Genomic DNA, 22,073 nt, shown 5'->3' on the forward strand with positions numbered 1-22,073 from the left:
GTCCGGCCCCCACCGCCCCGCGGATGACCGTCCGGCGCGACACCGGCGGCTCGGATCCCGCGTCTTCCCCCGATCGCACGATCAACACCGTCCCCCTTCGTCCCGTGGTGATCTAGTAACGGAACGTATCCGGCGCTTGTCGATCACCCAAGCACCGGGGGTTCACGGGCGTTTCACGCGAACCGGCCCCCACGCGGTGGACGCGTGGGGGCCGGTTCGGGGTCGTGCGGGCGCGGGCGTCAGCCCTCGACGACGTCGACGTCGATCGTGGCGTTGACGTCCGAGTGCAGCCGGACGCTGACCCGGTGCGTGCCGACGGTCTTGATCGGGTTGCCGATCTCGATGCGGCGGCGGTCCAGGTCGGGACCGTCGGCGGCCTTGACCGCCTCGGCGATGTCGGCGGCGGTCACCGCGCCGAACAGGCGGCCGTTGCTGCCGGTGCGGGTGCGCAGCGTGACGCGCAGCCCGCCGAGCCGGTCGGCGACCTCCTTGGCGTGCTCGACGGTCGCGATCTCGCGGGCCGAACGCGCCTTCTTGATCGACTCGATCTCCTTCTCGCCGCCGCGCGTCCACCGGATGGCGAACCCGCGCGGGATCAGGTAGTTGCGGCCGTAGCCGTCACGGACCTCGATGACGTCACCGGGCTCGCCGAGCCCGGAGACCTGCTGGGTCAGGATGAGCTTCATGATCTGCTTCCCCCCGGCCTCAGCGCGCGGTGCTGGTGTAGGGCAGCAGCGCCATCTCACGGGCGTTCTTGATCGCCGTGGCGACGTCGCGCTGATGCTGGGTGCAGTTGCCCGTGACACGCCGGGCACGGATCTTGCCGCGGTCGGAGATGAACTTCCGCAGCAGGACCGTGTCCTTGTAGTCGACGTAGGAGATCTTCTCCTGGCAGAACACGCAAACCTTCTTCTTCGGCTTGCGCGGAGGTGGCTTCGCCATCGTGGTGCTCCTTTGGGAGAGCCCCGCTCACGCGGGAATGGACGTGTGCTGGTTCGGTTCTCCGCCGACGTGCGGCGGACGTCTGGAGTCGCGGCGGGGCGGGACCGCCGCGAGGTGCCGGCGAGCGCCCGGGAAGGCCGCTAGAACGGCGGGTCGTCGTTGTAGCCGCCGCCACCGCCGCCGCCGCCGGTGGCCCAGGGGTCGGCCGGGGCGCCCTGCTGGCCGCCGCCGAACCCGCCCTGGGGCTGGCCGCCCCCGAAGCCGTCGCCGCCGCCCTGCTGGCCGCCGCCGAAACCGCCGCCGCCGCCGAAGCCGCCGCCGCCTCCGGCACCGCCCTGCCGCTGGGTCTTGTTGACCTTGGCGGTGGCGCTGCGCAGTGACGGGCCGACCTCTTCGACGTCGATCTCGAAGACGGTGCGCTTGTCACCCTGGGTCTCGTAGGTCCGCGCCTTGAGCCGGCCCTGCACGATCACCCGCATGCCGCGCTGCAGGCTCTCGGCCACGTTCTCGGCGGCCTGCCGCCAGACGCTGCAGGACATGAACAGCGTCTCGCCGTCCTTCCACTCGCCCGACTGGCGGTCGAACGACCGCGGCGTCGAGGCGACCCGGAAGGAGGCGACCGGTACGCCGCTGCTGGTGAAACGCAGGGTCGGGTCCTCGACGAGGTTCCCGACGAGGGTGATTACGGTGTCGCCTGCCATGGGGCTCGCTCCGGCTGTTCAGAGGGCTGCTGAGCCGGGCTCAGTGGACCTCGGGACGGATGACCTTCGTGCGGAGGATCGACTCGCTGAGGTTGAGCTGCCGGTCGAGCTCCTTGACCGTGGCGGGCTCAGCCGACAGGTCGACCACCGCGTAGATGCCTTCGGACTTCTTCTGGATGTCGTACGCCAGGCGACGGCGGCCCCAGACGTCGACCTTCTCGACGCTGCCACCGCCGTCCTTGACGACCTTCAGGAACGGCTCGAGGGCCGCCGGAGCGGTGCGCTCGTCGATGCCGGGGTCGAGGATCGTCATGACTTCGTAACGACGCATGCTGGTCCCTACCTCCTCTGGACTGGTGCGGTCACGGTCTCTCCGTGACAGGAGGGCTGTCGCGTCTCCCGTGGCGGTCGGCTGCCCGGATCGCCGGGCGGACCTGCCGCGGGACCGATACAGGCTACCAACTCGGCAGGTGGCCCGTGACCGTGTTCCCCCACGACGTTCCCCCGCGACGTTCCCTCACGACGACGCCGCGCGCCGCCGCTCACCGCGGCGGCGCCCCGGCGGCGCGGGTCAGTGGCGCGCGCCGGGACGGGCGCCCTGGCGGCCGCCGGAACGCGGTCCGGGACGGGACGCCTTCGCGCAGCGCCGCCGTTCCAGCTCGGTCATGATGTCGGTCATGCGGGCGCGCATCCGGGCGGTCTGCGTCGTGAGGAGCGTCAGCTCCTCCACCAGCTCCGCGTCCCCGATCAGCGCCAGCTCGCTGTGGTCCATGCCCCTCGCCTCCGCCTTCTCCCCGCTTCCCCCCGGGGACGGCCTCGACTCGTTCTCGAATCCGTGTTCGACCGTACCGGGTGCCGCCGACATTTTCCGCCCGGGCTCGCAGGTTGATCCCCAGCCGTCCCGGGAACCCTTAGAGCACCGTCCGACCGGTCGACCGGCCCGCCGGCCGAGCGGTGACACACCACGAGGAGGTCCGATGCCACAGGAGGCAGCCGGGAGCAGGCAGGCCGCCGGGAGCGGCCGGGGCGTGACCGCCCGCCCCGACGCACAGACCGATTCGCACACCATGGGGAACGCGCTCGCCGCCGCGTCCATCACCATCGGGATCGCCGCCCTGGTGCTGGGCTGGATCCCGTCGACCCACCTCCCCGGCTCGATCGCGGCCGTCATCGGCCTGCCGCTCGCGCTCTACTCCCAGATGATCTCCGGGACGATCAACCAGCGGTGGCTCAACGTCATCGGCATGATCGCCGCTTTCCTCGGCGGCGCGTTCGCGCTGAGCCACGGCGGCTTCTCCGTCTGACCCGGTGCCGCCGGGCCGCCTCCCCCGCGCCCGCCCCCGCGCCGCGCGACGGGAGGCGGTCCCGTAGGCCCTCCCCCGTCCCGCATTCCGCGCACCGAACCCGTGGAGACGTCCCGGGCGCCGCCCTCGGCGCCGGACGTGCGCGGGCCCGACCGTGGGCGAAGTCGCTCCATGTCGCAGCATGTCGCACCATGTCACAGGCGCACCGAGTCGAAGGCGCACCGTGTTGTCGTCCCCCGCGGCTAACCTCGGGGGCATGCGCATCGGAGCCCACGTCGACCAGACCAACCCGCTGGACAACGCCCGCGCCGTCGGCGCCGACGTCGTGCAGTTCTTCCTGGGCGACCCGCAGGGGTGGAAGAAGCCCGTCCTGCCGGAGGGCGTCGAGGCGCTGGCCGGGTCCGGCGTGGACGTGTTCGTGCACGCCCCGTACACGATCAACGTGGCGACGTCCAACAACCGCATCCGGATCCCGAGCCGCAAGAACCTCACGCAGCAGCTGGAGGCGGCGGCGTCCATCGGCGCGAAGGCGCTGATCGTGCACGGCGGGCACGTCCTGAAGGACGACGACCCGGAGACGGGCTTCGAGAACTGGCGCAAGGTGTTCGAGCGGGTCGAGTGCCCGATCCCGGTCTACATCGAGAACACCGCGGGCGGCGGTAACGCGATGGCCCGCAAGTTCGACCGGATCGCCCGGCTCTGGGAGGTGCTGTCGGGCGTCCCGGGGCTGGAGTCCAAGCTCGGGTTCTGCCTCGACACCTGCCACGCGCACGCGGCGGGCGAGGCGCTCATCGACGCCGTCGACCGGATCAAGGCCATCACCGGGCGCATCGACCTCGTGCACTGCAACGACAGCCGCGACGCGTTCGGGTCCGGCGCCGACCGGCACGCCAACCTCGGCGCGGGCAGCATCGACACCGACCTCATCCTCACGGTGGTGCGGGCGGCGGGCGCGCCGGTCGTGGTGGAGACCCCGGCCGCCGGGCAGGCCGACGACATCGCCTGGCTCCGCCGGAACCTCGGCTGACCCGTCCGGAACCGGACGGGACGTTTTCCCGGGCAGCGGGGAACCGGAGCGGCTCGCGCGGCGTCCAACCCGGACGACAGCACACAAGATGGCGCCGTGATCCGTTCGTGGGTCACACTGGCATCATCCGGAACCAGTCCTCCGCGCACGCGTGATCTCGCCGGTGGCGCGCGAACCGAACGGGGAACCCATGGCACAGCCCCCTTACGACCCCTACGGTTACGGGTCCCAGGACCCGTACGCCCAGCCGTACTCGCAGCCGCCCGCGGTGCAGCACCACCACTACGGGCCGCCGTCGGCGCCCCCGACCAACGGCATGGCGACCGCCTCCATGGTGTGCGGGCTGATCGGCATCGTGTTCTGCGGCTTCACGTCCATCCTGGCGATCATCTTCGGGCACGTCGCGCAGTCCCAGATCCGGCGGACGCGCGAGGGCGGCGCCGGCATGGCCACGGCGGGGCTCGTCATGGGGTACATCGTCACGGCGATCTGGGCCGTCGTCTGGGTGATCTACATCTTCGTCATCGCCGCAGCCGCCGGTGCCAGCAGCGTCAGCACCTACTGACCGGGCCCGTCACGCCAGCCGGGGCACGCCCGCCACCTCCACGCCGACGCTCGACAGGAGCACGGTCATGGGGGTGGCGGTGTCGCGCCAGCGCTTGACCGCCCCCGCGAAGAGGTCCAGCACCGCGCGGAACGCCTGCTGATCGTCCTCGGCGAGCTCGGACCACGACTCGTACAGCACCACGTATCCGTGCCGCGCGGGCGCCCACGACAGGTCGGTGAGGGCGTCCTCCAGGGCCTCCCAGGTGGTGCCCACCCCTTCGGGGAACCCGAAGGTCTCGCCGCACAGCCGCAGGAACTCGCCGCTGTCGGAGGCGCGGCGCCCGTCCAGGTGGAAGCCGCGCCAGCCGGCCTCGTCGGCCCGTCCGGTCCAGGTCGTGTCGCCGACCGACCCCGGCGTCGGGGGTGTCCGCCACTGGTAGACGCCCGCTGCCAGCCGTCCGGCGATCAGTTCGTCCAGTGCTCGATTCGCGTCCACGTCATCTCCCCGGTGGTTCGCGCGCCCCGCGGTCCGCGGGGTCCCGGGCAACGGCGATCATGCCCCAGAAACCCCCGCAAAACCATACGTTCCACGCACATTCCGGACGGCCGGCCCGGCACCCCCGCGCTCCAGGGGCCTGCGGCCCACCTCGATTCCCCGAAGTTCTCCGGACCTACGGGACGGCCGCCGCACCGGCCCCGCGGGCCGTGCGGCGCGCGGCGCGCCACCGGCCGAGCGACACCACGTCGTCCGCACCGTCGAGGAGGCCGCCCGCGGGATCGTCCGCGCCGTCCGATCTGACCGCGTCGGAGGACGGGCGCAGCACCTCCCACACGATGAGCGCGGCGAGCGCGAGCACGGTGACGAACCGCGCCAGGAGCGCGATGTTGTAGACGTCCTGGCCGATGCCGCCCTCGGGGGCGTCCAGGCTCGCCACCGCCGACAGGGTGCCGGACAGGTCCTGGCCGGGGGTCTGCGCGGACACCGACAGCAGGAACCACCAGATGCCGAAGAAGTAGGCGATCTCGCCGATCTGCCAGGCGACGAACGCGGGGAGTTTCGGCCGGGCCAGCACCGCGAGGGGCAGCAGCCACAGCACGTACTGCGGCGACCAGACCTTGTTCGGCAGCATGAACGCCACCAGGACGAGGAACATCAGTTGCGGCAGCCGGGGGCGGCGCGGCGCGGCCAGCGCGAGCACCGCGATGCCGGCGCAGAGCACGAGGCACGTGCCGGTGCCGAGGAGGTTGAGGCGGCTCGTGTCGTCCAGTCCGGGCATGCCCTGGTCGCGGAGGAAGAACCAGATGGAGCCCCAGTCGATGCCGCGGTCCTGGGAGAACGTGTAGAACTGCAGCCACCCGTCCCAGGCGAACAGCATCACGGGCAGGTTCACCGCGAGCCAGGAGACGGCGGTGCCCGCGAGCATCCGTCCCATCGCCCGCCACTGGCCCGCGCGCACGCAGAGCAGGACGAGCGGCCCCAGGAACAGCAGGGGATAGAACTTCGCCGCGACGGCCAGCCCCAGCAGGACGCCCGCGAGGGCGGGCCGCCGCTTCGACCACGCCGCCACCGCGAGCGCGGACAGCCCGACGGCGAGCAGGTCCCAGTTGATGTACGCGCTGAGGAGCAGCGCGGGGGACAGGGCGACCATCAGCCCGGCGCGCAGCGAGCGCCGCCCCGCCGCGTACGCCGTCGCGAGGACCGTCACGATCGCGAGGACGGCGAGGAGCAGGACGGTCACGTTGTAGAACGCCATCCCCCGCCCGTCGTCGTCGAACGGGGCGACGATCCACGCGACGAGCTGCATGAGCCCCCCGCTCAGCACCGGGTACTCGACGAACCGGATGTCGGTGCCGGGGAACGAGTCGAAGTACGCGATCAGCCCGTCGTTCAGCCCGCGCACGTAGTAGAGCGGGTAGACGTCGGTGTAGCAGGCGTTCGTCGTCGTCTCGATGAAGTCGAAGCCCGCGGACGCGCACGGCCGCTTCTGCAGCCACCCCAGCAGGCACACCAGGGCCGTGACGCCCGTCAGGACCGGGACGAGCCGCGCCATGCGTCCACGGACGTCCCCGGTCTCGGCTTCGGGCTTCGCGAGCCTCTCAGAAGACGACGACATGGACAGCAAGCCTATGGGTGATCGCGCCCGCACGCGCCCGCGGACGGACCGGGTCCGTTCGGCCCCGCCGTGCGGTGTTCCCGCGGCGAGGCGAAGGGGGGCGGGCATGCGGAAGGCCCGGGGCCGCGCGACGCGGCTCCGGGCCTTCCGTCCGGAACGTGACCGACGTGCCGTCAGTTCTGCTGTGTCGCGGGACGGTCGGGGTTGTCGGGGTTGTCGGGGCCGTCGTCCGGACGGCACTGGGGAACGGTCTGCCGCCTGTTCTCCCGGTCGCACCACCAGTCCGGGTAGCCCGGCGGGGGAAGATTCGGGTCGCAGCCGATCGGCGTGTTCCACGGGGACGTGCAAGGCTGCCCCGCCCCACTGCTCGGCGGAACGGTCGGGGTGTCCGTCACCTGCGGCGACTTGGTCTTGCAGTTCCGGTTGTTCTGCCCGTTCTGGCCGTTCTGGCCCGGCTGGCAGGTCGGCGTCGTCGACGTGGACGGCGAGGTCGTCGGACTCTGCGTCACCTCGGGCTTGGCCCAGGCGGCGACCTCTCCGCCGTACACGGCCGGCTGGAACTGCATGACCGGCTGGCCCTTGTGCGCGTGCGTCATGAACATCTTGAACAGGTCGGCGGGGACGGTACCACCGTAGACCTGGTTGTAGTCGCCGACGCCCTCCAGGGACAGCCGGTCGCCGTTCTTGTCCTGGCGCCACATGGCCACGGCCGTGGAGAGCTGGGGGGTGTAACCGACGAACCACGCCGACCGGTGCTTGTCCGTGGTACCGGTCTTACCGGCGACCGGGCGGTCGGGAAGGGCCGCGCGCTCACCGGTGCCGTGCGTGACGACGTCCCGCATGGCGGCGGTCGCGTCCCGCGCGACGCCCTCCTCGAAGACCCGCTCTCCGTCGCCCCACGGGTTCTTCTTGACGACCTCGCCGTCCTTGTTCTTCACCGGTTCGCCGTTGATCTTCTCGATCGACTTGATCACGTGCGCGGGCCGGTGGACGCCGCCCGCGGCGAACGTCGAGTACACCGAGGCCATCGTGACCGAGCTGGCGTCGATGACGCCCAGCGGCAGGGAGGTGACGGGCTCGAGCGGGGCGTCCTTCATGCCCATCTTCTTGGCCATCTCGATGACGTTCTCGAGGCCGACCTTCTGACCGAGCTCCACGTACGACGTGTTGATCGACATCGCCGTCATCTCCTGGATGTCGTAGACGCCGTCCTCCTGCCGGTTGTCGTTCGTGAACGCGGTGCCGTTAATGACCCGCCGGTAGCTGCCGTCCATCGTCGTCTTCAGGCTGATGCCCTGGCTCAGCGCGGTGGCGAGCACGATCGGCTTGAAGGACGAACCGGGCTGCACCTTGCCCTGGAACGAGTCGTCGAACTGCTGCTTCTCGTAACCGGGGCCGCCGTAGGCCGCGAGGACGCCGCCCGTCTTGGGGTCGACCGCGCTGAGCCCGAAGTGGATCTCCTTGCCGAGGTTGTTGTCCTTCTTGATCTTCTCGACGGCCTTGGCGGTGTACTCCTGCAGGCCGTGGTCGAACGTCGTCGTGATCTTCAGGCCCTCGGTCGTCAGGGCGTCCTCGGGGATGCCCAGCGCGTCCAGCTCGCGGATGACGCGCTGACGCAGGTAACCGGCCTGCTCACCGCCCTGGACGTCGCTCCACTCCTCGTAGGTCTGCGGGAACTGCATCCCCTGGCGCTTGCTCTGCTCGAGCCACCCCTCCTCGACCATGCCGTCGAGGACGTAGTTCCAGCGGGCGATCGCCGCTTCCTTGGCCTTCTTCTTCTCCGGGTCGGTGGGGTTGCCGTAGGTGACGAAGTAGTTCGGCTGCTGGATCATCCCGGCGAGCAGCGCGGCCTGCTCCACGGTCAGCTTGTCGACGGTCGTGCGGAAGTACGCGCGGGACGCCGCCTGGATGCCGTACGCCTGCCGCCCGAAGTAGACCGTGTTGAGGTAGAGCTCGAGGATGGTCCCCTTCTTCACCTCGTTGCCCAGCCGGATGGAGATCATGATCTCCTTCAGCTTCCGGCTGACGGTCCGCTCCTGGCTGAGCCCGGCGAAGTAGTTGCGGGCGAGCTGCTGCGTGATCGTCGACGCGCCGGTGACCTCGCCGCCGGTCGCGGCCGTCACGGCCGCCCGGGCGATGCCGGTCGGCGAGATGCCCGGCTCCGTCCAGAACTTGCGGTCCTCGGCCGCCAGCACCGCGTTCTGCACGTGCTTCGGCACCTCGGACAGCGAGACGCTGGTCCGGTTCATCCCGACCCGCGCCAGCACCTCCCCGTCCTTGTAGTGGATCACCGAGGACTCCCGGACGGCTTCCGCCTGCTGCTCGTCCGGGATCGGCGTCTTCACGTACACCACGACCAGGAGGGTGGCGATGGCGACGATCCCGACGGTGATCACCGAGAGGGTGACCTTCCAGGACGGGACGTACTTCCGCCAGCCGGTCTTCTCCGGCTTGTCGGACGGCTTGCCGCGCCGCCCCCCGGGACCGCCCGGCCCCCCGGGGCCACCGGGACCACCTGGACCGCCCTGCCGCCGAGGACCGGGCCCGCCCGGACCACCGGGACGCCCCGGCCCGCCCAGACCACCGGGACCACCAGGGCCGCCGGGTCCACCCGGCCTGCCGGGGCCGCCCGGGCCGCCCGGACCTCCGGGACGTCCAGGGCCTCCGGCCCCTCCTGGACCGCGCCCCGGCGGGGGGCCCGCCGGCATCGCGGCGGGCTGCGCGCGGCGCCGGCCCCCGGGGGGGCCTCCGGCGCGCGACGGGCCGCCGCGCCCGCCCTGGCGAGGCCCCGGCCGCGGCTGCCTGCCGGGCATGGGGGAGCCCCCGGCGTTCCCGCGCTGACCGCCGGAAGGGCCGGGGCGGGGGGCGCGCCTGCGGCCCGGGCTGTCTCCGTATTCCGGTCCGTATCGGCTTGGGTTACTCACGCGGCCTCATCAACTGGGGTACGGCTGTGCGTCGTCAGAGGGTACTGCGCACGTGCGGACGTGGGGGCGGGAGCGGTGACGCTCCCGGCCCCCGTGGGGGTCGATCGACCTCGATCATGCCATCCGGTGCCGGTTCGTCCGGACCGTTCCGGTGCGATGCCCGATTCCCGGCCCGACCTGCCCGGCCGAGCGGCGGCGGCCGAACGCGCGACGCCGGCGGACGGCGCCGCCCGCCGCGGCACGCGATCATAATTCATGTCACACCCCGATCGGACGGGGACCGCGGCGGCGGGACGCCCGGCGGCGCCCCGGGCGCCGCGGGCCGGTTCATCGGTCATCGCCGCCTCACTCCGGCGGCCTGCCGAGCGGCAGCAGGGGACGGACGTCCTCGAGTTCGGTGTCGCGGCCCCGGCCGCCGTCGCGCTGCCGGCACTGCTCGGCGCCCCGGTTGATCTGGCACCACCACTGCGGCGGCGGGTCGCTCGGCGGCTTGCGGATGTCGCATTCGCCGTTCGGGATCGGCGACTGGCACGGCGGCTTGTCGCCGCCCCTGCCGCCGCCCTCGCCGCGGCACCGCGGGTCGAGGTTGCCCCACGGCTCGTCGCACCACTCCGGCTTCTCGGGCTTCTTCGGCTTCGGCGGCTTCGCCCACTTCTGCGTGATCCCGCTGAACGTCGGCTCGGGGAACGACTTGGCCTCCAGGCCCTTGGTGGCCCGCGTCATGTACGCGCGCCAGAGCCGCGCGGGGATCGTCCCGCCCTCGACCTCGCCGATGCCGGGCAGGACGACCGACTTCTTCTTCCCGTCCGGCCCGTTCGCGTCGCTGAACATCGTCACCGCGGTCGACACCTGCGGCACGTAGCCGACGAACCACGACGACACGTTCCGGTCCGTGGTGCCCGTCTTACCCGCGACGTCCCGTCCGTCCGGCAGCCGCGCCGCCGTCGCCGTGCCGCCCTGGACGACCTGCTGCATCGCGTACGTCGCGTCCGCCGCGACGCCCTTGCTGAAGATCCGCCGCGACTCGTACTTCGGCTTCAGCCGCACCGTCTCGTTGTCGCTCTGCTTCACGACGCGGATCACGTGCGGCTCGTGGTAGACGCCGCCGTTGGCGAACGCCTGGTACCCCGCCGCCTGCTCGATCGCCCGGATGTCGTTGACGCCCAGCGCGAGGTTGATCCCCACGTGCTGCTTCAGCAGGTCGGGGGAGATGCCCGCATCGGTCTCGGTCTCCTTCACCTCGTCGAGGCCGACCTTCCCGGCGAGCTGCAGGAACGCGGTGTTGACCGACTCCTGCAGCGCCTTCGTCAGCGTGATCGCCGGGCCGACGTCGTGCGTGTTCGGGACGACCGTCGCGCCCGCCGTCCCCTTCGGCACGACGTTGCCGTTCGCGTCGATCGGGGTCTTCGACCGTCCCTCGACGAGGCTCTTGAGGCTGTACCCCTGCTTCAGCGCCGTCGCCAGCACGTACGGCTTCATCGCCGACCCGGCCTGCGCGGAGCCCTGCCAGACGGTGTTGAACGACTGCTCCAGGTAGCCCGGCCCGCCGTAGAACGCGATCACCTCGCCGTTCTCGGTGTTGACCGACACCAGCCCGACCTGGATGTCCTTCTTCGCGAGCTTCTTGGGGTCGACCTGCGCGATGCTCTCCTCGGCGGCCTTCTTGGCGTCCGCCATCCGCTTGCGGTTGAACGTCGTGTAGACCCGCAGGCCCTTGGTGGTCAGCTCCTGCTCGTCGATGCCGAGCCGCCGCAGCTCCTCCTTGGCCCGCATCAGCATGTAGCCCCGCTGGCCCTCGTACAGCTGGTCGCCGGCGTTGCGCGGGAGGAGCTTCGGGAAGCTCTTCTTGTACTTCTCGGCGTCCGCCGCGTTCATCTCGCCCATCCCGACGAGCCCGTCCAGGGTGTACTCGTAGCGGCCCTGCGCCCACTCGCGCCACTGCTTCTCGGCGGGGTCGCGGTTCGGGTGCTGGATGAGCCCGCCGAGCAGGGCGGCCTGGTCGGGCTTGAGGTCCCAGACGTCCTTGCCGAAGTACTCCCGGGACGCCGCCTGGATCCCGTACGTGTTGCGGCCGAAGTAGATGGTGTTCAGGTACAGCTCGAGGATCTCGTCCTTGGTGTACTTCTCCTCGAGCTTCACCGAGATGAACAGCTCTTTGAACTTCCGGCTCATCGTCCGGTTGTTGGGGTCGGAGTAGTAGTTCTTGGCGAGCTGCTGCGTGATCGTGGAGCCGCCGCCGGAGCCGCCGGTCAGGTTGTCCCACGCGGCCCGCGCGGTGCCCTTGATCGAGAACCCGGGGTCGGTGCGGAAGCTGCGGTTCTCCGCGGCCAGCACCGCGTTCTGCACGACCTCCGGCACCTTCTCCAGGTCGACGCTCTGCCGCTTCTTGCCGATCCGCCCGATCTCGGTGCCGTCGGTGTAGTAGAAGATCGACGCCTGGTCCTGGACGCCCTCGACCGTCGGTTCCGCGGGCGTCGGCGTGTTCGAGTACGCGACCCACACCAGCGTGACGATGCTCGCGATCCCGAGCACGAAGGCGCCGCTGACCACCTTCCACGAGGGCAGGAACCGCCGCCACCCGGTGCGGCGCGAGCGCAGGTGGTCGAGGACGCCGCGCTTCCCCTTCCCGGGCCCGCCCGGACCGCCCGGCCCACCGGCCCCGCCGGGGCCGCCCGGACCACCGGGGCCGCCGGGGCCGCCCGGCACGCCTCCGGACCCGAAGGCGACCGCCTTCGCGGGCGGATCCGTCGCCGTCGTCTGGGCCCCTCCGCCCGGAGACGCCCCCGGCGCGCCCATCGCGGCGCCGCCGAAGCCGCCCGGAGCTCCCGTGCCGGGCGGCCCGGACGCGGGCGCCCCACCGCGGAAGACGTCCAGGCTCGTCTCCGGAGACGGCGTGCCCCGTCCGGCGCCCGGCACGTCCGGACCCGAAGGCCCGGTCACGGGATGACCGCCGCCCGCCGAGGGACTCGCCCCCGGAACGTTCGCGGGAGGAGAGGAACCGAGGCCGCCCGCCGGAGGTGCTCCCAACGGGTCCCCGCCACGGGGGACGTGCACGGTCGCGTCGCCGGTGCCGCCGCCCGGATCGCCGTTGAACGGCGCGGGTCCGCCCGCCGGGCCACCGGCCGGCGGGCCACCGGCCGGCGGGCCACCGGCCGGCGGCCCGCCGAGGGGGTCCCCGCCGGACGGCACGTGCATGGTCGCGTCGCCCAGATCGGCCCCCGGCGCACTCCCGAAACCGCCTGGGCCGTTCATCACCGGACCGCCGCCGAGCGGGCCACCGCCGAGCGGGTCACCGCCGAGCGGACCGCCGCCCAGCGGGTCACCGCCCGCCGGACCGCCGCCGAGCGGATCGCCGCCCAGCGGATCGCCGCCCAGCGGATCGCCGCCGGGGGAGACGCGCATCGTCGCGTCGCCGAGGCCGCCTCCCGGGGACGCGCCGCCGAAGCCGCTCAGCGGGTCCGCGCCGGAAAGGTTCACGGTGGCGTCGCCGAAGCCCGCTCCCGGGGCGCTCGCGGGCGGCTCCGGAAGGGACGAACCGGGACCGCCGGCCGGCGGGACGCCCGGGAAACCGGCACTCGGGCCGCCCAACGGGTCCGATCCGGACGGCACGTGCACGGTCGCGTCGCCCAGGCCCGCATCTAGTGCGCCCGCATCCGGCGCGCCCGCACCGGCGCCGGACGGTCCGGGCACGGATGCGCCCGGCGGGTTCGGGCCCGGCGGGACGCGCATGGTCGCCTCGCCGAGGCCGGGGCCGCCGGCGGACCCCGGGCCCGGGGCGCCCGGGAGGTCGAAGCCGCCGAGGGCGTCGGACGGCCCGGCTGGCGGCGGCGTGCTCGGGGGCGTGCCCGGCGGGGGACCGAAGATCGCTGTTGCGTCGACTTCCCCCGCGGGTTCGGCGGAGGCGGGAGCCTCCGGGTCGCCGGGGCGGGAAAGGTGCTGCCCGCCCGGCCACTGCGACCCGGACTCCGGTCGGGGCTGGCTTGGATTACTCACACGACCTCATCAACAGGGGACACCGACTCGTGCGCCGTCCGAAGAGTACTGTGCGGGCTGGTGAGCGGGGGGAGCGCTGTGCAAGGCGGTACTCCGTTCCGGCTGGTCGACGTCCCCTCACCGACACTTCGGTCGGCGCCTTCCCTCCCTGATCGTCCGTGGTTCGGGCCCGTGTGCCCGCGACCGGGGGGCGTGCGACATCGCCGGATGGCTGCAAGCGCCACTTTGACACACTTCGGCCACATAGACCCGAAATTCACCGTATTCCCGGGCCCTCCGCACTCTTCGTAGCCGGACGGTCCGCCCGCGTGCGGCGACGCGTCCGGCGAGGCACTCGGAGCGCACGGAAACACGTGCGGAGAGTCACTTCCCGGGGCCCGCGTTCGGGGTCGGCTTGCGATGACGCGCCCCGGTACGTATCTTTGCGATGTATCGAGTCGATACATTCACTCGATACATCGAACTGAGACATCGGGCTCTGCGAAGGGAACCGGGATGGCGGCCAGGAAGGGCGCGGGCGTGCTGGAGCTCGCCGTGCTCGGACTGCTGCACGAGTCCCCGATGCACGGGTACGAGCTGCGCAAGCGGCTCAACGCCCTGCTGGGCATGTTCCGGGCGTTCTCGTACGGGTCCCTCTATCCGTGCCTCAAGCAGCTCCTCGCCAAGGGACTGATCATGGAGGACCGGCCGGAGGAGCCGAACGTGCCGCTCGCGCTGCAGAGCCGCCGGTCGAAGATCGTTTACAAGCTCACCGCCGACGGCAAGGAGCGCCTCCAGCAGCTCCTGACCGAGGCCGGCCCGGCGTCCTGGGAGGACGAGGGGTTCGGCGTGCACTTCGCCTTCTTCTCGCACACCCGCGCCGACGTCCGGCTGCGGATCCTCGAAGGCCGGCGCAGCCGGCTCGAGGAGCGGCTGGAGGCGTTCCGCGCCGCGCTGGCACGGACCCGGGAACGGGTCGACTCCTACACCCTTGAGTTGCAGAACCACGGGTTGGAGTCCGTCGAGCGCGAGGTCCGGTGGCTCAACGAGCTCATCGGCCGCGAGCGGGCCGAGCAGGAAAAACTAGCCAAATCTTCGGAATTTGATCAGGACATGCCTCGGGAGAAGGGCCGCTGACCCAGTGGTCCGGCGCCCTCGAGGTCGGGTGAAGAACACCACATGTTCCGCAACAGGAGAAGGAGCAACCGGATGGGTTCGGTGCGCGTAGCCATCGTGGGTGTGGGCAACTGCGCCTCTTCGCTCGTCCAGGGTGTCGAGTTCTACAAGGACGCGGCCCCCGAGACGCGGGTTCCCGGCCTGATGCACGTCCAGTTCGGCGACTACCACGTCGGCGACGTCGAGTTCGTCGCGGCGTTCGACGTCGACGCCAAGAAGGTCGGGATGGACCTGTCCGAGGCCATCCACGCGAGCGAGAACAACACGTACAAGTTCGCGGACGTCCCGCCGAGCGGCGTGACCGTGCAGCGCGGCCCGACCCTGGACGGCCTGGGCGAGTACTACCTCGACATGGTCGAGGAGTCGGACGCCGAGCCGGTCGACGTCGTGCAGGCGCTGAAGGACGCCGAGGTGGACGTGCTGGTGTCGTACCTGCCGGTGGGCTCCGAGGAGGCCGACCGGTTCTACGCCCAGTGCGCGCTCGACGCGAAGGTCGCGTTCGTCAACGCGCTGCCGGTGTTCATCGCGAGCGACCCCGAGTGGGCCGAGAAGTTCACCAAGGCCGGCGTGCCGATCGTGGGCGACGACATCAAGTCGCAGGTGGGCGCGACCATCACGCACCGCGTGATGGCCAAGCTGTTCGAGGACCGCGGGGTCGAGCTGCTGCGCACCTACCAGCTGAACTTCGGCGGCAACATGGACTTCATGAACATGCTGGAGCGCAAGCGCCTCCAGTCGAAGAAGATCTCCAAGACGCAGTCGGTGACGTCGCAGATCCCGCACGAGATGGCGAAGGCCGACGTGCACATCGGCCCGTCCGACCACGTGCCGTGGCTGGACGACCGCAAGTGGGCGTACGTGCGGCTCGAGGGCAAGTCGTTCGGCGACACCCCGCTGAACCTCGAGTACAAGCTCGAGGTGTGGGACTCCCCCAACTCCGCCGGCGTCATCATCGACGCGGTGCGCGCCGCCAAGATCGCCAAGGACCGCGGGATCGGCGGCCCGATCCTGTCGGCGAGCTCCTACTTCATGAAGTCGCCGCCGGTGCAGTACACCGACGACGAGGCCCGGGACGCCGTCGAGCAGTTCATCGCGGGCGAGCTCGACCGCTGACACAGGCGGGCGCACGCCCGTCCACGCCAGGCCTGAGGACGCCCCGGCGGTGCACTCGTCACCGCCGGGGCGTCCTTTGCTTCTATAGAGAAAACCGTGATGTGACGCCCTTGCGTCACGCTCTGCCTCTACTGTGACACCGCCGGTGATTGCACGCTCCGGTTACGGGTTCGAGGTGAGGCGTGATGGCAGGTGCGGTGGTCAAGACGGCGGCGGGGGTCGCCGTGCTCGCGGCCGGGCTGACCGGCTGCGTCGGCGGGAGCGGCGAGGGCGCGTCGGCGGACGAACCGGTCCGGGACGGCGGCACGCTCCGGATCGTGGGGTCGTCGGACGTCGAGCACCTCGACCCCGCGTCCGTCGCGAGCGTCGGCGCGTACGGGCTCGTCCGGACGTTCGCGCGGACGCTGTTCGGCACGCGGGCGTCGAACGAGTTCGCGGAGGCGACGCCGGTGCGTCCGGACGTCGCGGTGCGGGTCCCGACGCGCGACAACGGGGGCGTCAGCGAGGACCGCGAGACGTACACGGTGCGGCTCCGCGAGGACGTCCTGTGGGACACCGAGCCGCCGCGCCCGGTGACGGCGCACGACTTCGTCCGCGGGTTCGAGCGGCTGTGCAATCCGGCGGCGCCGTCGATCGGCCGCGGCTACTACGTGTCCACGCTCGTGGGGATGCAGGCGTTCTGTGACGGTTTCTTGAAGGTCGATCCGCGCGATCCCGCCGCGATGGCCGCCTACCAGCGCGACCACGGGATCGAGGGCGTCCGCGCGAAGGACGACCGCACGATCGTCTTCGAACTGAAGGACCCGGCGAGCGACTTCCTGCACCTCCTCGCGCTCCCGTTCACCGCCGCCGCGCCGCAGGAGTACGACCGGTTCGTCCCGGACGGCCCGGACTTCCGGCGGCACACGATCTCGAACGGGCCGTACCGCATCGTCGAGTACCGGCCGGGGATCTCGTACGTGCTCGCCCGGAACCCGGCGTGGCGGCCGCAGAGCGACCCGCTGCGCGAGCGGCACGTCGCCCGGATCAGGATCACGCTCGGCCAGGACTCGCCGGAGGCCGTGCAGCAGCAGATCGAGCAGGGCACCGCCGACCTCGCGTGGGACCAGCCGGTGCCGACGTCCGCGATCCCCCGGCTGCGCGACGACCCCCGCTTCGCGATCATGAAGACGCCGAGCAGCAGCCCCTACCTGGTGTTCAACCTGCTGAGCCCGAACAACGGCGGCGCGCTCGGGAAGCGGGACGTGCGCCGGGCGCTGCAGTACGCGATCGACCGCAGCGCGCTCGTCAAGATCGTCGGCGGCCCGGCGGTGGCGGAACCGCTGCACACGGTCATCCCGCCCGGCAACTCGGGCCACGCCGCCGCCAACCACTACCCGACGCCGGGCGACTCGGGCGACCCCGCCAAGTGCCGCGCCCTGCTCGCCCGGGCGGGACACCCGTCCCTCACGCTGAAGTTCCCCTACCGGACGAACAGCCTGCACAAGCTGTTCGCGGAGTCGATCGCCGAGAACCTCGCGTCCTGCGGCGTCACGGCCGAGCTGGTGCCCGACGCGGGCGGCTCCTTCTACGGCGGGACGATCACCACGCCGGCCCGCGCCCGCGAGGGCCAGTGGGACATCGCCGCGCCCGGCTGGACGCCCGACTGGTACGGCAACAACGGCCGCTCGATCATCCAGCCCCTCTTCGACGGCCGCACCTACGGGAACGGATCGACGAACTACGGCGGCTACAACAACCCGCGCGTGAACGAGCTGATCGACGCCGCGCTGACGGCGTCCGGTCCCGAGGAGGCCGCCGAGTGCTGGCGGCAGGCGGACGCCCTGATCATGCAGGACGCCGCGATCGTCCCCCTGCTGAACCGCGACCACTCGATCTTCCGCTCGTCCCGCGTCCGCAACGCCCGCTTCCTGCCCACCACCGCGGGCTACGACTACACCCGGATCTGGCTGGCCGAGGACGACTGACACCGCGCCCCGGCCGCCCCGGCTGCCCCGGTGGAGGGGGAGCGTAGGGTGAGCGGGTGAAGGCTGGTGAGTTGCGGGGAATCCTCCGGGGGCGGGACTTTCGGCGGCTCTACGCGACGCGGCTGGCCTCGCAGTTCACCGACGGCGTGTTCCAGGTGGCGCTCGCCGGTTACGTGTTCTTCTCCCCCGAGCAGCGCGCGACGGCCGGGGAGGCCGCGGCGGCGTTCGCGGTGACGCTGCTGCCGTACTCGGTGCTGGGGCCGTTCGCGGGCGTGTTCATCGACCGGTGGCGGCGGCGGCAGATCCTCGTGTGGGCGCCCGTGCTGCGCGCCGCGCTCGTCCTGCTGGTGGCGGCCCTGGTCGCGACCGGACGGGACGGCGCCGGGTTCTTCCTCGGGGCGCTGCTGGTGCTCGGCGTGAACCGGTTCTTCCTCGCGGCGCTGTCGGCGGGGCTGCCGCACGTGGTGCGGCGCCGGGAGCTGGTGCTCGCGAACGCGTTCTCGGTGACGTCCGGGACGATCATCGCGTTCGTCGGCGGCGGCGTGGGCGCCCTGCTGCGCTGGGCGTTCGGGGCGGGGCACACCGGGACGGCCGCGATCCTGGCGGCGTCCGCGGGGCTGTACCTGCTGGCCGGGACGGTCGCGACGGCGTTCCCGCGCGGGAGGCTGGGCCCGCCGGCGGCCGAGCGGGCGGCGGGGTCGGCGCGGCAGGCGATCGGCGGCGTGCTGGACGGCCTCGGCGACGGGGCGCGGCACCTCGCGCGGCGCCCGCAGGCGGCGCTCGCGCTCGGCGCGATCTCGTTCCACCGGTTCCTGTACGGCGTCGTGCTGATCATGACGCTGCTGCTGTGCCGGTACCGCTTCTCCGACGACGCGGACGCGGGCATGGCCCTGTTCACGGTGATGCTGGGCGCGTCCGGCGCGGGGTTCTTCGCCGGCGCGGTGCTCACCCCGCCGGTGGTGCGGCGGATCGGCAAGGACGCGTGGACGTCCGGGCTGCTGGCCGCGGGCGCGGTGGGGCTGTTCGTGCTGTGCCTGCCGTTCGACGAGACGGCGTGGACGGCGGGCGCGTTCGTGCTCGGGGTGGTGTCGCAGGGCGTGAAGCTGTGCGTGGACGCGACGTTGCAGGAGACGATCGACGACGGGTTCCGCGGCCGGGTGTTCGCCGTCTACGACATGCTGTTCAACGCCGTGTTCGCGCTGGCGGCGGCGGTCGCGGCGACGCTGCTGCCCGCGGACGGGCGGGCGCCGCTCGCGCTCGCGCTGGTGATCGTCGCGTACGGGGTGGGGACGATCGTGTACCGGGCGATGGCGGCGCGCGCGCCCGAACGGGCCGCGGTCGGTTAGTCCCGGTCGGTTAGTCCCCGGTCGGTTAGTCCCCGGTCTCCCCGAACGACTCGGCGATCGCCCGGAGGGCGGCGGCGATGTGCGTCGTCTCGTCCGGTGTGCACACGTACGGGGGCATCGTGTAGACGAGCCGGCCGAACGGCCGGAGCCACACCCCGTACGACATCGCGATCTCCTGGACGGACGCGACGTCGACGGGCTCGTCCGCCTCGACGACGCCGATCGCGCCGAGGACGCGGACGTCCGCGACGCCCGGGAGCCCGGCGGCGCCGTCGAGTTCGCTGGTGAGGATCGCCTCGATGGTGTCGACCTCGTCGCGCCAGTCGCGGGTCTGGAGCAGGTCGATGGACGCGGAGGCGACGGCGGCGGCGAGCGGGTTCGCCATGAACGTGGGCCCGTGCATGAGCGCGCCCGCTTCACCGGACGTGATGCCGTGCGCGACCCGGTCGGTGCAGAGGGTCGCGGCCATCGTCATGTAGCCGCCGGTGAGGGCCTTGCCGAGGCACATGATGTCGGGGGAGACCTCGGCGTGGTCGCAGCCCCACAGTTCGCCGGTGCGGCCGAACCCGGTGGCGATCTCGTCCAGGACGAGCAGGATGCCGTGCTCGTCGGCGATGTCGCGGAGGGCCCGCAGGTACTCGGGGGCGTAGAACCGCATGCCGCCCGCGCCCTGCACGACGGGTTCGACGATGATCGCCGCGAGTTCGCCGGCGTGCGCGTCGGCGAGCCGGGCGAGTTCGTCCAGGTAGCCCTGGTCGGGGTCGGCGGTGTAGCCGAGCGGGGGCGGCGGCGCGAACACGTGCCGGGCGAGGACGTCGCTGAACAGGTGGTGCATGCCGTTCACCGGGTCGCAGACGGCCATGTCGCCGAACGTGTCGCCGTGGTAGCCGCCGCGGACGGTCAGCAGCCGGTGCCGTTCGGGCCTGCCCTGCGACCGCCAGTACTGCAGCGCCATCTTGATCGCGACCTCGACGCCGACGGACCCGGAGTCGGCGAAGAACACCTTGGTCAGCGGTTCGGGGGTCAGCTCGACGAGCCGTTCGGCGAGCCGCACCGCGGGCGGGTGCGTGAGCCCGCCGAACATGACGTGCGACATCTTCCCGAGCTGCCGGGTGACGGCGGCGTCCAGGTCGGGATGCCGGTACCCGTGCACGGCCGCCCACCAGGACGACATGCCGTCGATCAGCTCTGTGCCGTCGGCGAGCGTCAGCCGCACCCCGGACGCCGACACGACCGGCAGGGCGGGGACGGGCGCGGGCATCGGCGCGTACGGGTGCCAGATGTGCTCGCGGTCGAAGTCGAGCATCCGCTCGGTCTCGTGCGGGCTCATCCGCCCGAGCCGCAGGGAGATCACGACCGGTCCTCCCCGGCGACGCCCTCGGCGCGCGCCCAGGCGAGCAGTTCTTCCTTCGCGGCGTCCTTGCCGATGACGCCGCGGTCGAGCCGCAGTTCCAGCAGGAACTTGTAGGCGCGGCCGACGAGCGGGCCCGGCCTGATCCCGAGGATCTCCTGGATCTCGTTGCCGTCGATCTCCGGGCGGATCGCGGCGAGCTCCTCCTCCTGCTCGAGCCGCGCGATGCGCGCCTCGAGGTCGTCGTAGGTGCGGCGGAGCCGGTCGGCCTTGCGCCGGTTGCGGGTGGTGCAGTCGGCGCGGGTGAGCTTGTGCAGCCGGGACAGCAGCGGGCCGGCGTCGCGGACGTACCGGCGGACGGCCGAGTCGGTCCACTCGCCGGTGCCGTAGCCGTGGAACCGCAGGTGCAGCTCTACCAGGCGGGACACGTCGGCGACGACGTCCTTCGGGTAGCGCAGCGCGGACAGCCGCTTGCGGGTCATCTTCGCGCCGACGACCTCGTGGTGGTGGAACGACACCCGCCCGCCGGACTCGAACCGGCGGGTCCTCGGCTTGCCGATGTCGTGCAGCAGCGCGGCGAGCCGCAGCACCAGGTCGGGCCCGTCCTCCTCCTGCGCGATGGCCTGCTCGAGGACGATCAGCGAGTGCTCGTAGACGTCCTTGTGCCGGTGGTGCTCGTCGATCTCCAGCCGCAGCTTCGGCAGTTCGGGGAGGACGTGCGCGGCGAGGCCGGTGTCGACGAGCAGCGCCAGGCCCTCCCGCGGGTACCGGCCGCAGACCAGCTTCGACAGCTCGTCGCGGACCCGCTCGGCGGAGACGATCTCGATGCGCGCGGCCATGCCGGTCATCGCGGCGACGACGTCGGGCGCGACGGTGAAGCCGAGCTGCGCGGCGAACCGGGCGGCGCGCAGCATCCGCAGCGGGTCGTCGTTGAAGGAGTCCTCGGGCCGGCCGGGGGTGCGCAGCACCTCGCGCCGCAGGTCGGTGAGGCCGCCGAACGGGTCGACGAACTCGTGCCCGGGCAGCCGCGCCGCCATCGCGTTCACCGCGAAGTCGCGGCGCCGCAGGTCCTCGTGCAGGGACGTGCCGTAGGACACCTCGGGCTTGCGCGACTTCGGGTCGTAGGACTCGCTGCGGTACGTCGTGATCTCGAGCTCGACGCCGTTCTTGCGGAGGCCGACGGTGCCGAACTCGATGCCGATCGTCCAGACGGCGTCCGCCCAGCCGTCGATGATCTCCAGGATGCGCGGCGGCGGCGCGTCGGTGGTGAGGTCGACGTCCTTGGTGGGGCGGCGCAGCAGCGCGTCCCGGACGGGCCCGCCGACGAGGGCCAGCTCGTGTCCGGCGGCCGCGAAGCGCTCGCCGAGCTCGTCGGCGACGGGGGCGATCCGGCGCAGCAGCTCGGCGATCGCGGTGCGCTGCGTCCGCGAGACCTCCGGCGTCCCGTTCCGGCCGGACGCCGCGGGTTCGTCGTTCGCGTCGTCGTTCGGCAACGGGGACTCCGGGCTCGCGTCTGGGTTGGGCACCTGATTGGGCACGGCCATCGAGCGTATTTCCTTGATTGACGGGCTGACAAAGGACTTTCGGCGG

18 protein-coding genes are annotated in these 22,073 nt (G+C 72.0%); 7 read left to right on the top strand and 11 right to left on the bottom strand.

Annotated features, from left to right (window positions below):
• Positions 1 to 239 precede the first annotated feature (239 nt).
• The 5 genes from rplI to ACFQ11_RS03340 all read right to left on the bottom strand — a co-directional run bounded on the left by rplI (position 240) and on the right by ACFQ11_RS03340 (position 2,415).
• On the bottom strand, positions 240 to 686 hold the full coding sequence (rplI, locus tag ACFQ11_RS03320; protein WP_378296261.1) for a 50S ribosomal protein L9: 447 nt from the start codon (positions 684 to 686) through the stop codon (positions 240 to 242).
• A 19-nt stretch (positions 687 to 705) separates the two neighbouring features.
• Positions 706 to 942, bottom strand: coding sequence for a 30S ribosomal protein S18 (gene rpsR / locus ACFQ11_RS03325; RefSeq protein ID WP_026403973.1), 237 nt, complete (start codon positions 940 to 942; stop codon positions 706 to 708).
• 140 nt (positions 943 to 1,082) lie between these two features.
• A complete protein-coding gene (locus tag ACFQ11_RS03330; protein ID WP_378296262.1) occupies positions 1,083 to 1,643 on the bottom strand; it encodes a single-stranded DNA-binding protein in 561 nt (186 codons plus the stop codon).
• Between the two features lie 40 nt (positions 1,644 to 1,683).
• Positions 1,684 to 1,974: a 30S ribosomal protein S6 gene (gene rpsF / locus ACFQ11_RS03335; RefSeq protein ID WP_378296263.1), complete on the bottom strand. Its 291-nt coding sequence runs from the start codon at positions 1,972 to 1,974 to the stop codon at positions 1,684 to 1,686.
• 240 nt (positions 1,975 to 2,214) lie between these two features.
• A complete protein-coding gene (locus tag ACFQ11_RS03340) occupies positions 2,215 to 2,415 on the bottom strand; it encodes a hypothetical protein (RefSeq protein WP_378296264.1) in 201 nt (66 codons plus the stop codon).
• Between the two features lie 205 nt (positions 2,416 to 2,620).
• Between ACFQ11_RS03340 and ACFQ11_RS03345 the strand changes: the two genes are divergently transcribed.
• The 3 genes from ACFQ11_RS03345 to ACFQ11_RS03355 all read left to right on the top strand — a co-directional run bounded on the left by ACFQ11_RS03345 (position 2,621) and on the right by ACFQ11_RS03355 (position 4,539).
• Positions 2,621 to 2,947, top strand: coding sequence for a hypothetical protein (locus ACFQ11_RS03345; protein WP_378296265.1), 327 nt, complete (start codon positions 2,621 to 2,623; stop codon positions 2,945 to 2,947).
• A 256-nt stretch (positions 2,948 to 3,203) separates the two neighbouring features.
• Positions 3,204 to 3,974 (top strand): deoxyribonuclease IV, encoded by a 771-nt coding sequence (locus ACFQ11_RS03350; RefSeq protein ID WP_378296266.1) that lies wholly within the window; start codon positions 3,204 to 3,206, stop codon positions 3,972 to 3,974.
• A gap of 190 nt (positions 3,975 to 4,164) precedes the next feature.
• Complete coding sequence (locus ACFQ11_RS03355; protein WP_378296267.1) at positions 4,165 to 4,539, top strand: DUF4190 domain-containing protein; 375 nt, start codon at positions 4,165 to 4,167, stop codon at positions 4,537 to 4,539.
• A 9-nt stretch (positions 4,540 to 4,548) separates the two neighbouring features.
• Here ACFQ11_RS03355 and ACFQ11_RS03360 read toward each other — a convergent pair whose 3' ends face one another.
• The 4 genes from ACFQ11_RS03360 to ACFQ11_RS03375 form a co-directional block, all read right to left on the bottom strand.
• Positions 4,549 to 5,016, bottom strand: coding sequence for a barstar family protein (locus ACFQ11_RS03360; RefSeq protein WP_378296268.1), 468 nt, complete (start codon positions 5,014 to 5,016; stop codon positions 4,549 to 4,551).
• Positions 5,017 to 5,191: 175 nt separating this feature from the next.
• Positions 5,192 to 6,634, bottom strand: a complete 1,443-nt coding sequence (locus tag ACFQ11_RS03365) for a glycosyltransferase family 87 protein (RefSeq protein WP_378296269.1) — start codon at positions 6,632 to 6,634, stop codon at positions 5,192 to 5,194.
• A gap of 173 nt (positions 6,635 to 6,807) precedes the next feature.
• Complete coding sequence (locus tag ACFQ11_RS03370) at positions 6,808 to 9,030, bottom strand: transglycosylase domain-containing protein (protein WP_378296270.1); 2,223 nt, start codon at positions 9,028 to 9,030, stop codon at positions 6,808 to 6,810.
• Between the two features lie 873 nt (positions 9,031 to 9,903).
• Positions 9,904 to 12,474 carry a transglycosylase domain-containing protein gene (locus tag ACFQ11_RS03375; RefSeq protein WP_378296271.1) on the bottom strand — a complete coding sequence of 857 codons (2,571 nt, stop codon included), beginning with the start codon at positions 12,472 to 12,474 and terminating at the stop codon, positions 9,904 to 9,906.
• Between the two features lie 1,572 nt (positions 12,475 to 14,046).
• On the opposite strand from ACFQ11_RS03375, the gene ACFQ11_RS03380 reads away from it, so the two are divergent.
• The 4 genes from ACFQ11_RS03380 to ACFQ11_RS03395 all read left to right on the top strand — a co-directional run bounded on the left by ACFQ11_RS03380 (position 14,047) and on the right by ACFQ11_RS03395 (position 19,132).
• Positions 14,047 to 14,667 carry a PadR family transcriptional regulator gene (locus ACFQ11_RS03380; protein ID WP_378296272.1) on the top strand — a complete coding sequence of 207 codons (621 nt, stop codon included), beginning with the start codon at positions 14,047 to 14,049 and terminating at the stop codon, positions 14,665 to 14,667.
• A 72-nt stretch (positions 14,668 to 14,739) separates the two neighbouring features.
• Entirely contained in the window at positions 14,740 to 15,819 is a 1,080-nt protein-coding gene (locus ACFQ11_RS03385; protein WP_378296273.1) for an inositol-3-phosphate synthase, read from the top strand.
• Positions 15,820 to 16,004: 185 nt separating this feature from the next.
• Positions 16,005 to 17,786 (top strand): ABC transporter substrate-binding protein, encoded by a 1,782-nt coding sequence (locus ACFQ11_RS03390; protein WP_378296274.1) that lies wholly within the window; start codon positions 16,005 to 16,007, stop codon positions 17,784 to 17,786.
• Between the two features lie 56 nt (positions 17,787 to 17,842).
• Positions 17,843 to 19,132: an MFS transporter gene (locus tag ACFQ11_RS03395; RefSeq protein WP_378296275.1), complete on the top strand. Its 1,290-nt coding sequence runs from the start codon at positions 17,843 to 17,845 to the stop codon at positions 19,130 to 19,132.
• A gap of 25 nt (positions 19,133 to 19,157) precedes the next feature.
• Here ACFQ11_RS03395 and ACFQ11_RS03400 read toward each other — a convergent pair whose 3' ends face one another.
• Both ACFQ11_RS03400 and ACFQ11_RS03405 read right to left on the bottom strand, forming a co-directional pair.
• Positions 19,158 to 20,486: an adenosylmethionine--8-amino-7-oxononanoate transaminase gene (locus ACFQ11_RS03400; protein ID WP_378296276.1), complete on the bottom strand. Its 1,329-nt coding sequence runs from the start codon at positions 20,484 to 20,486 to the stop codon at positions 19,158 to 19,160.
• Positions 20,483 to 22,009, bottom strand: a complete 1,527-nt coding sequence (locus ACFQ11_RS03405; protein ID WP_378296368.1) for a CCA tRNA nucleotidyltransferase — start codon at positions 22,007 to 22,009, stop codon at positions 20,483 to 20,485. Before ACFQ11_RS03405 ends, ACFQ11_RS03400 begins: the two co-directional genes overlap by 4 nt.
• Positions 22,010 to 22,073 lie beyond the last annotated feature (64 nt).

It is taken from the genome of Actinomadura sediminis (assembly GCF_042675525.1).
Classification (GTDB): Bacteria; Actinomycetota; Actinomycetes; order Streptosporangiales; family Streptosporangiaceae; genus Spirillospora; species Spirillospora sediminis.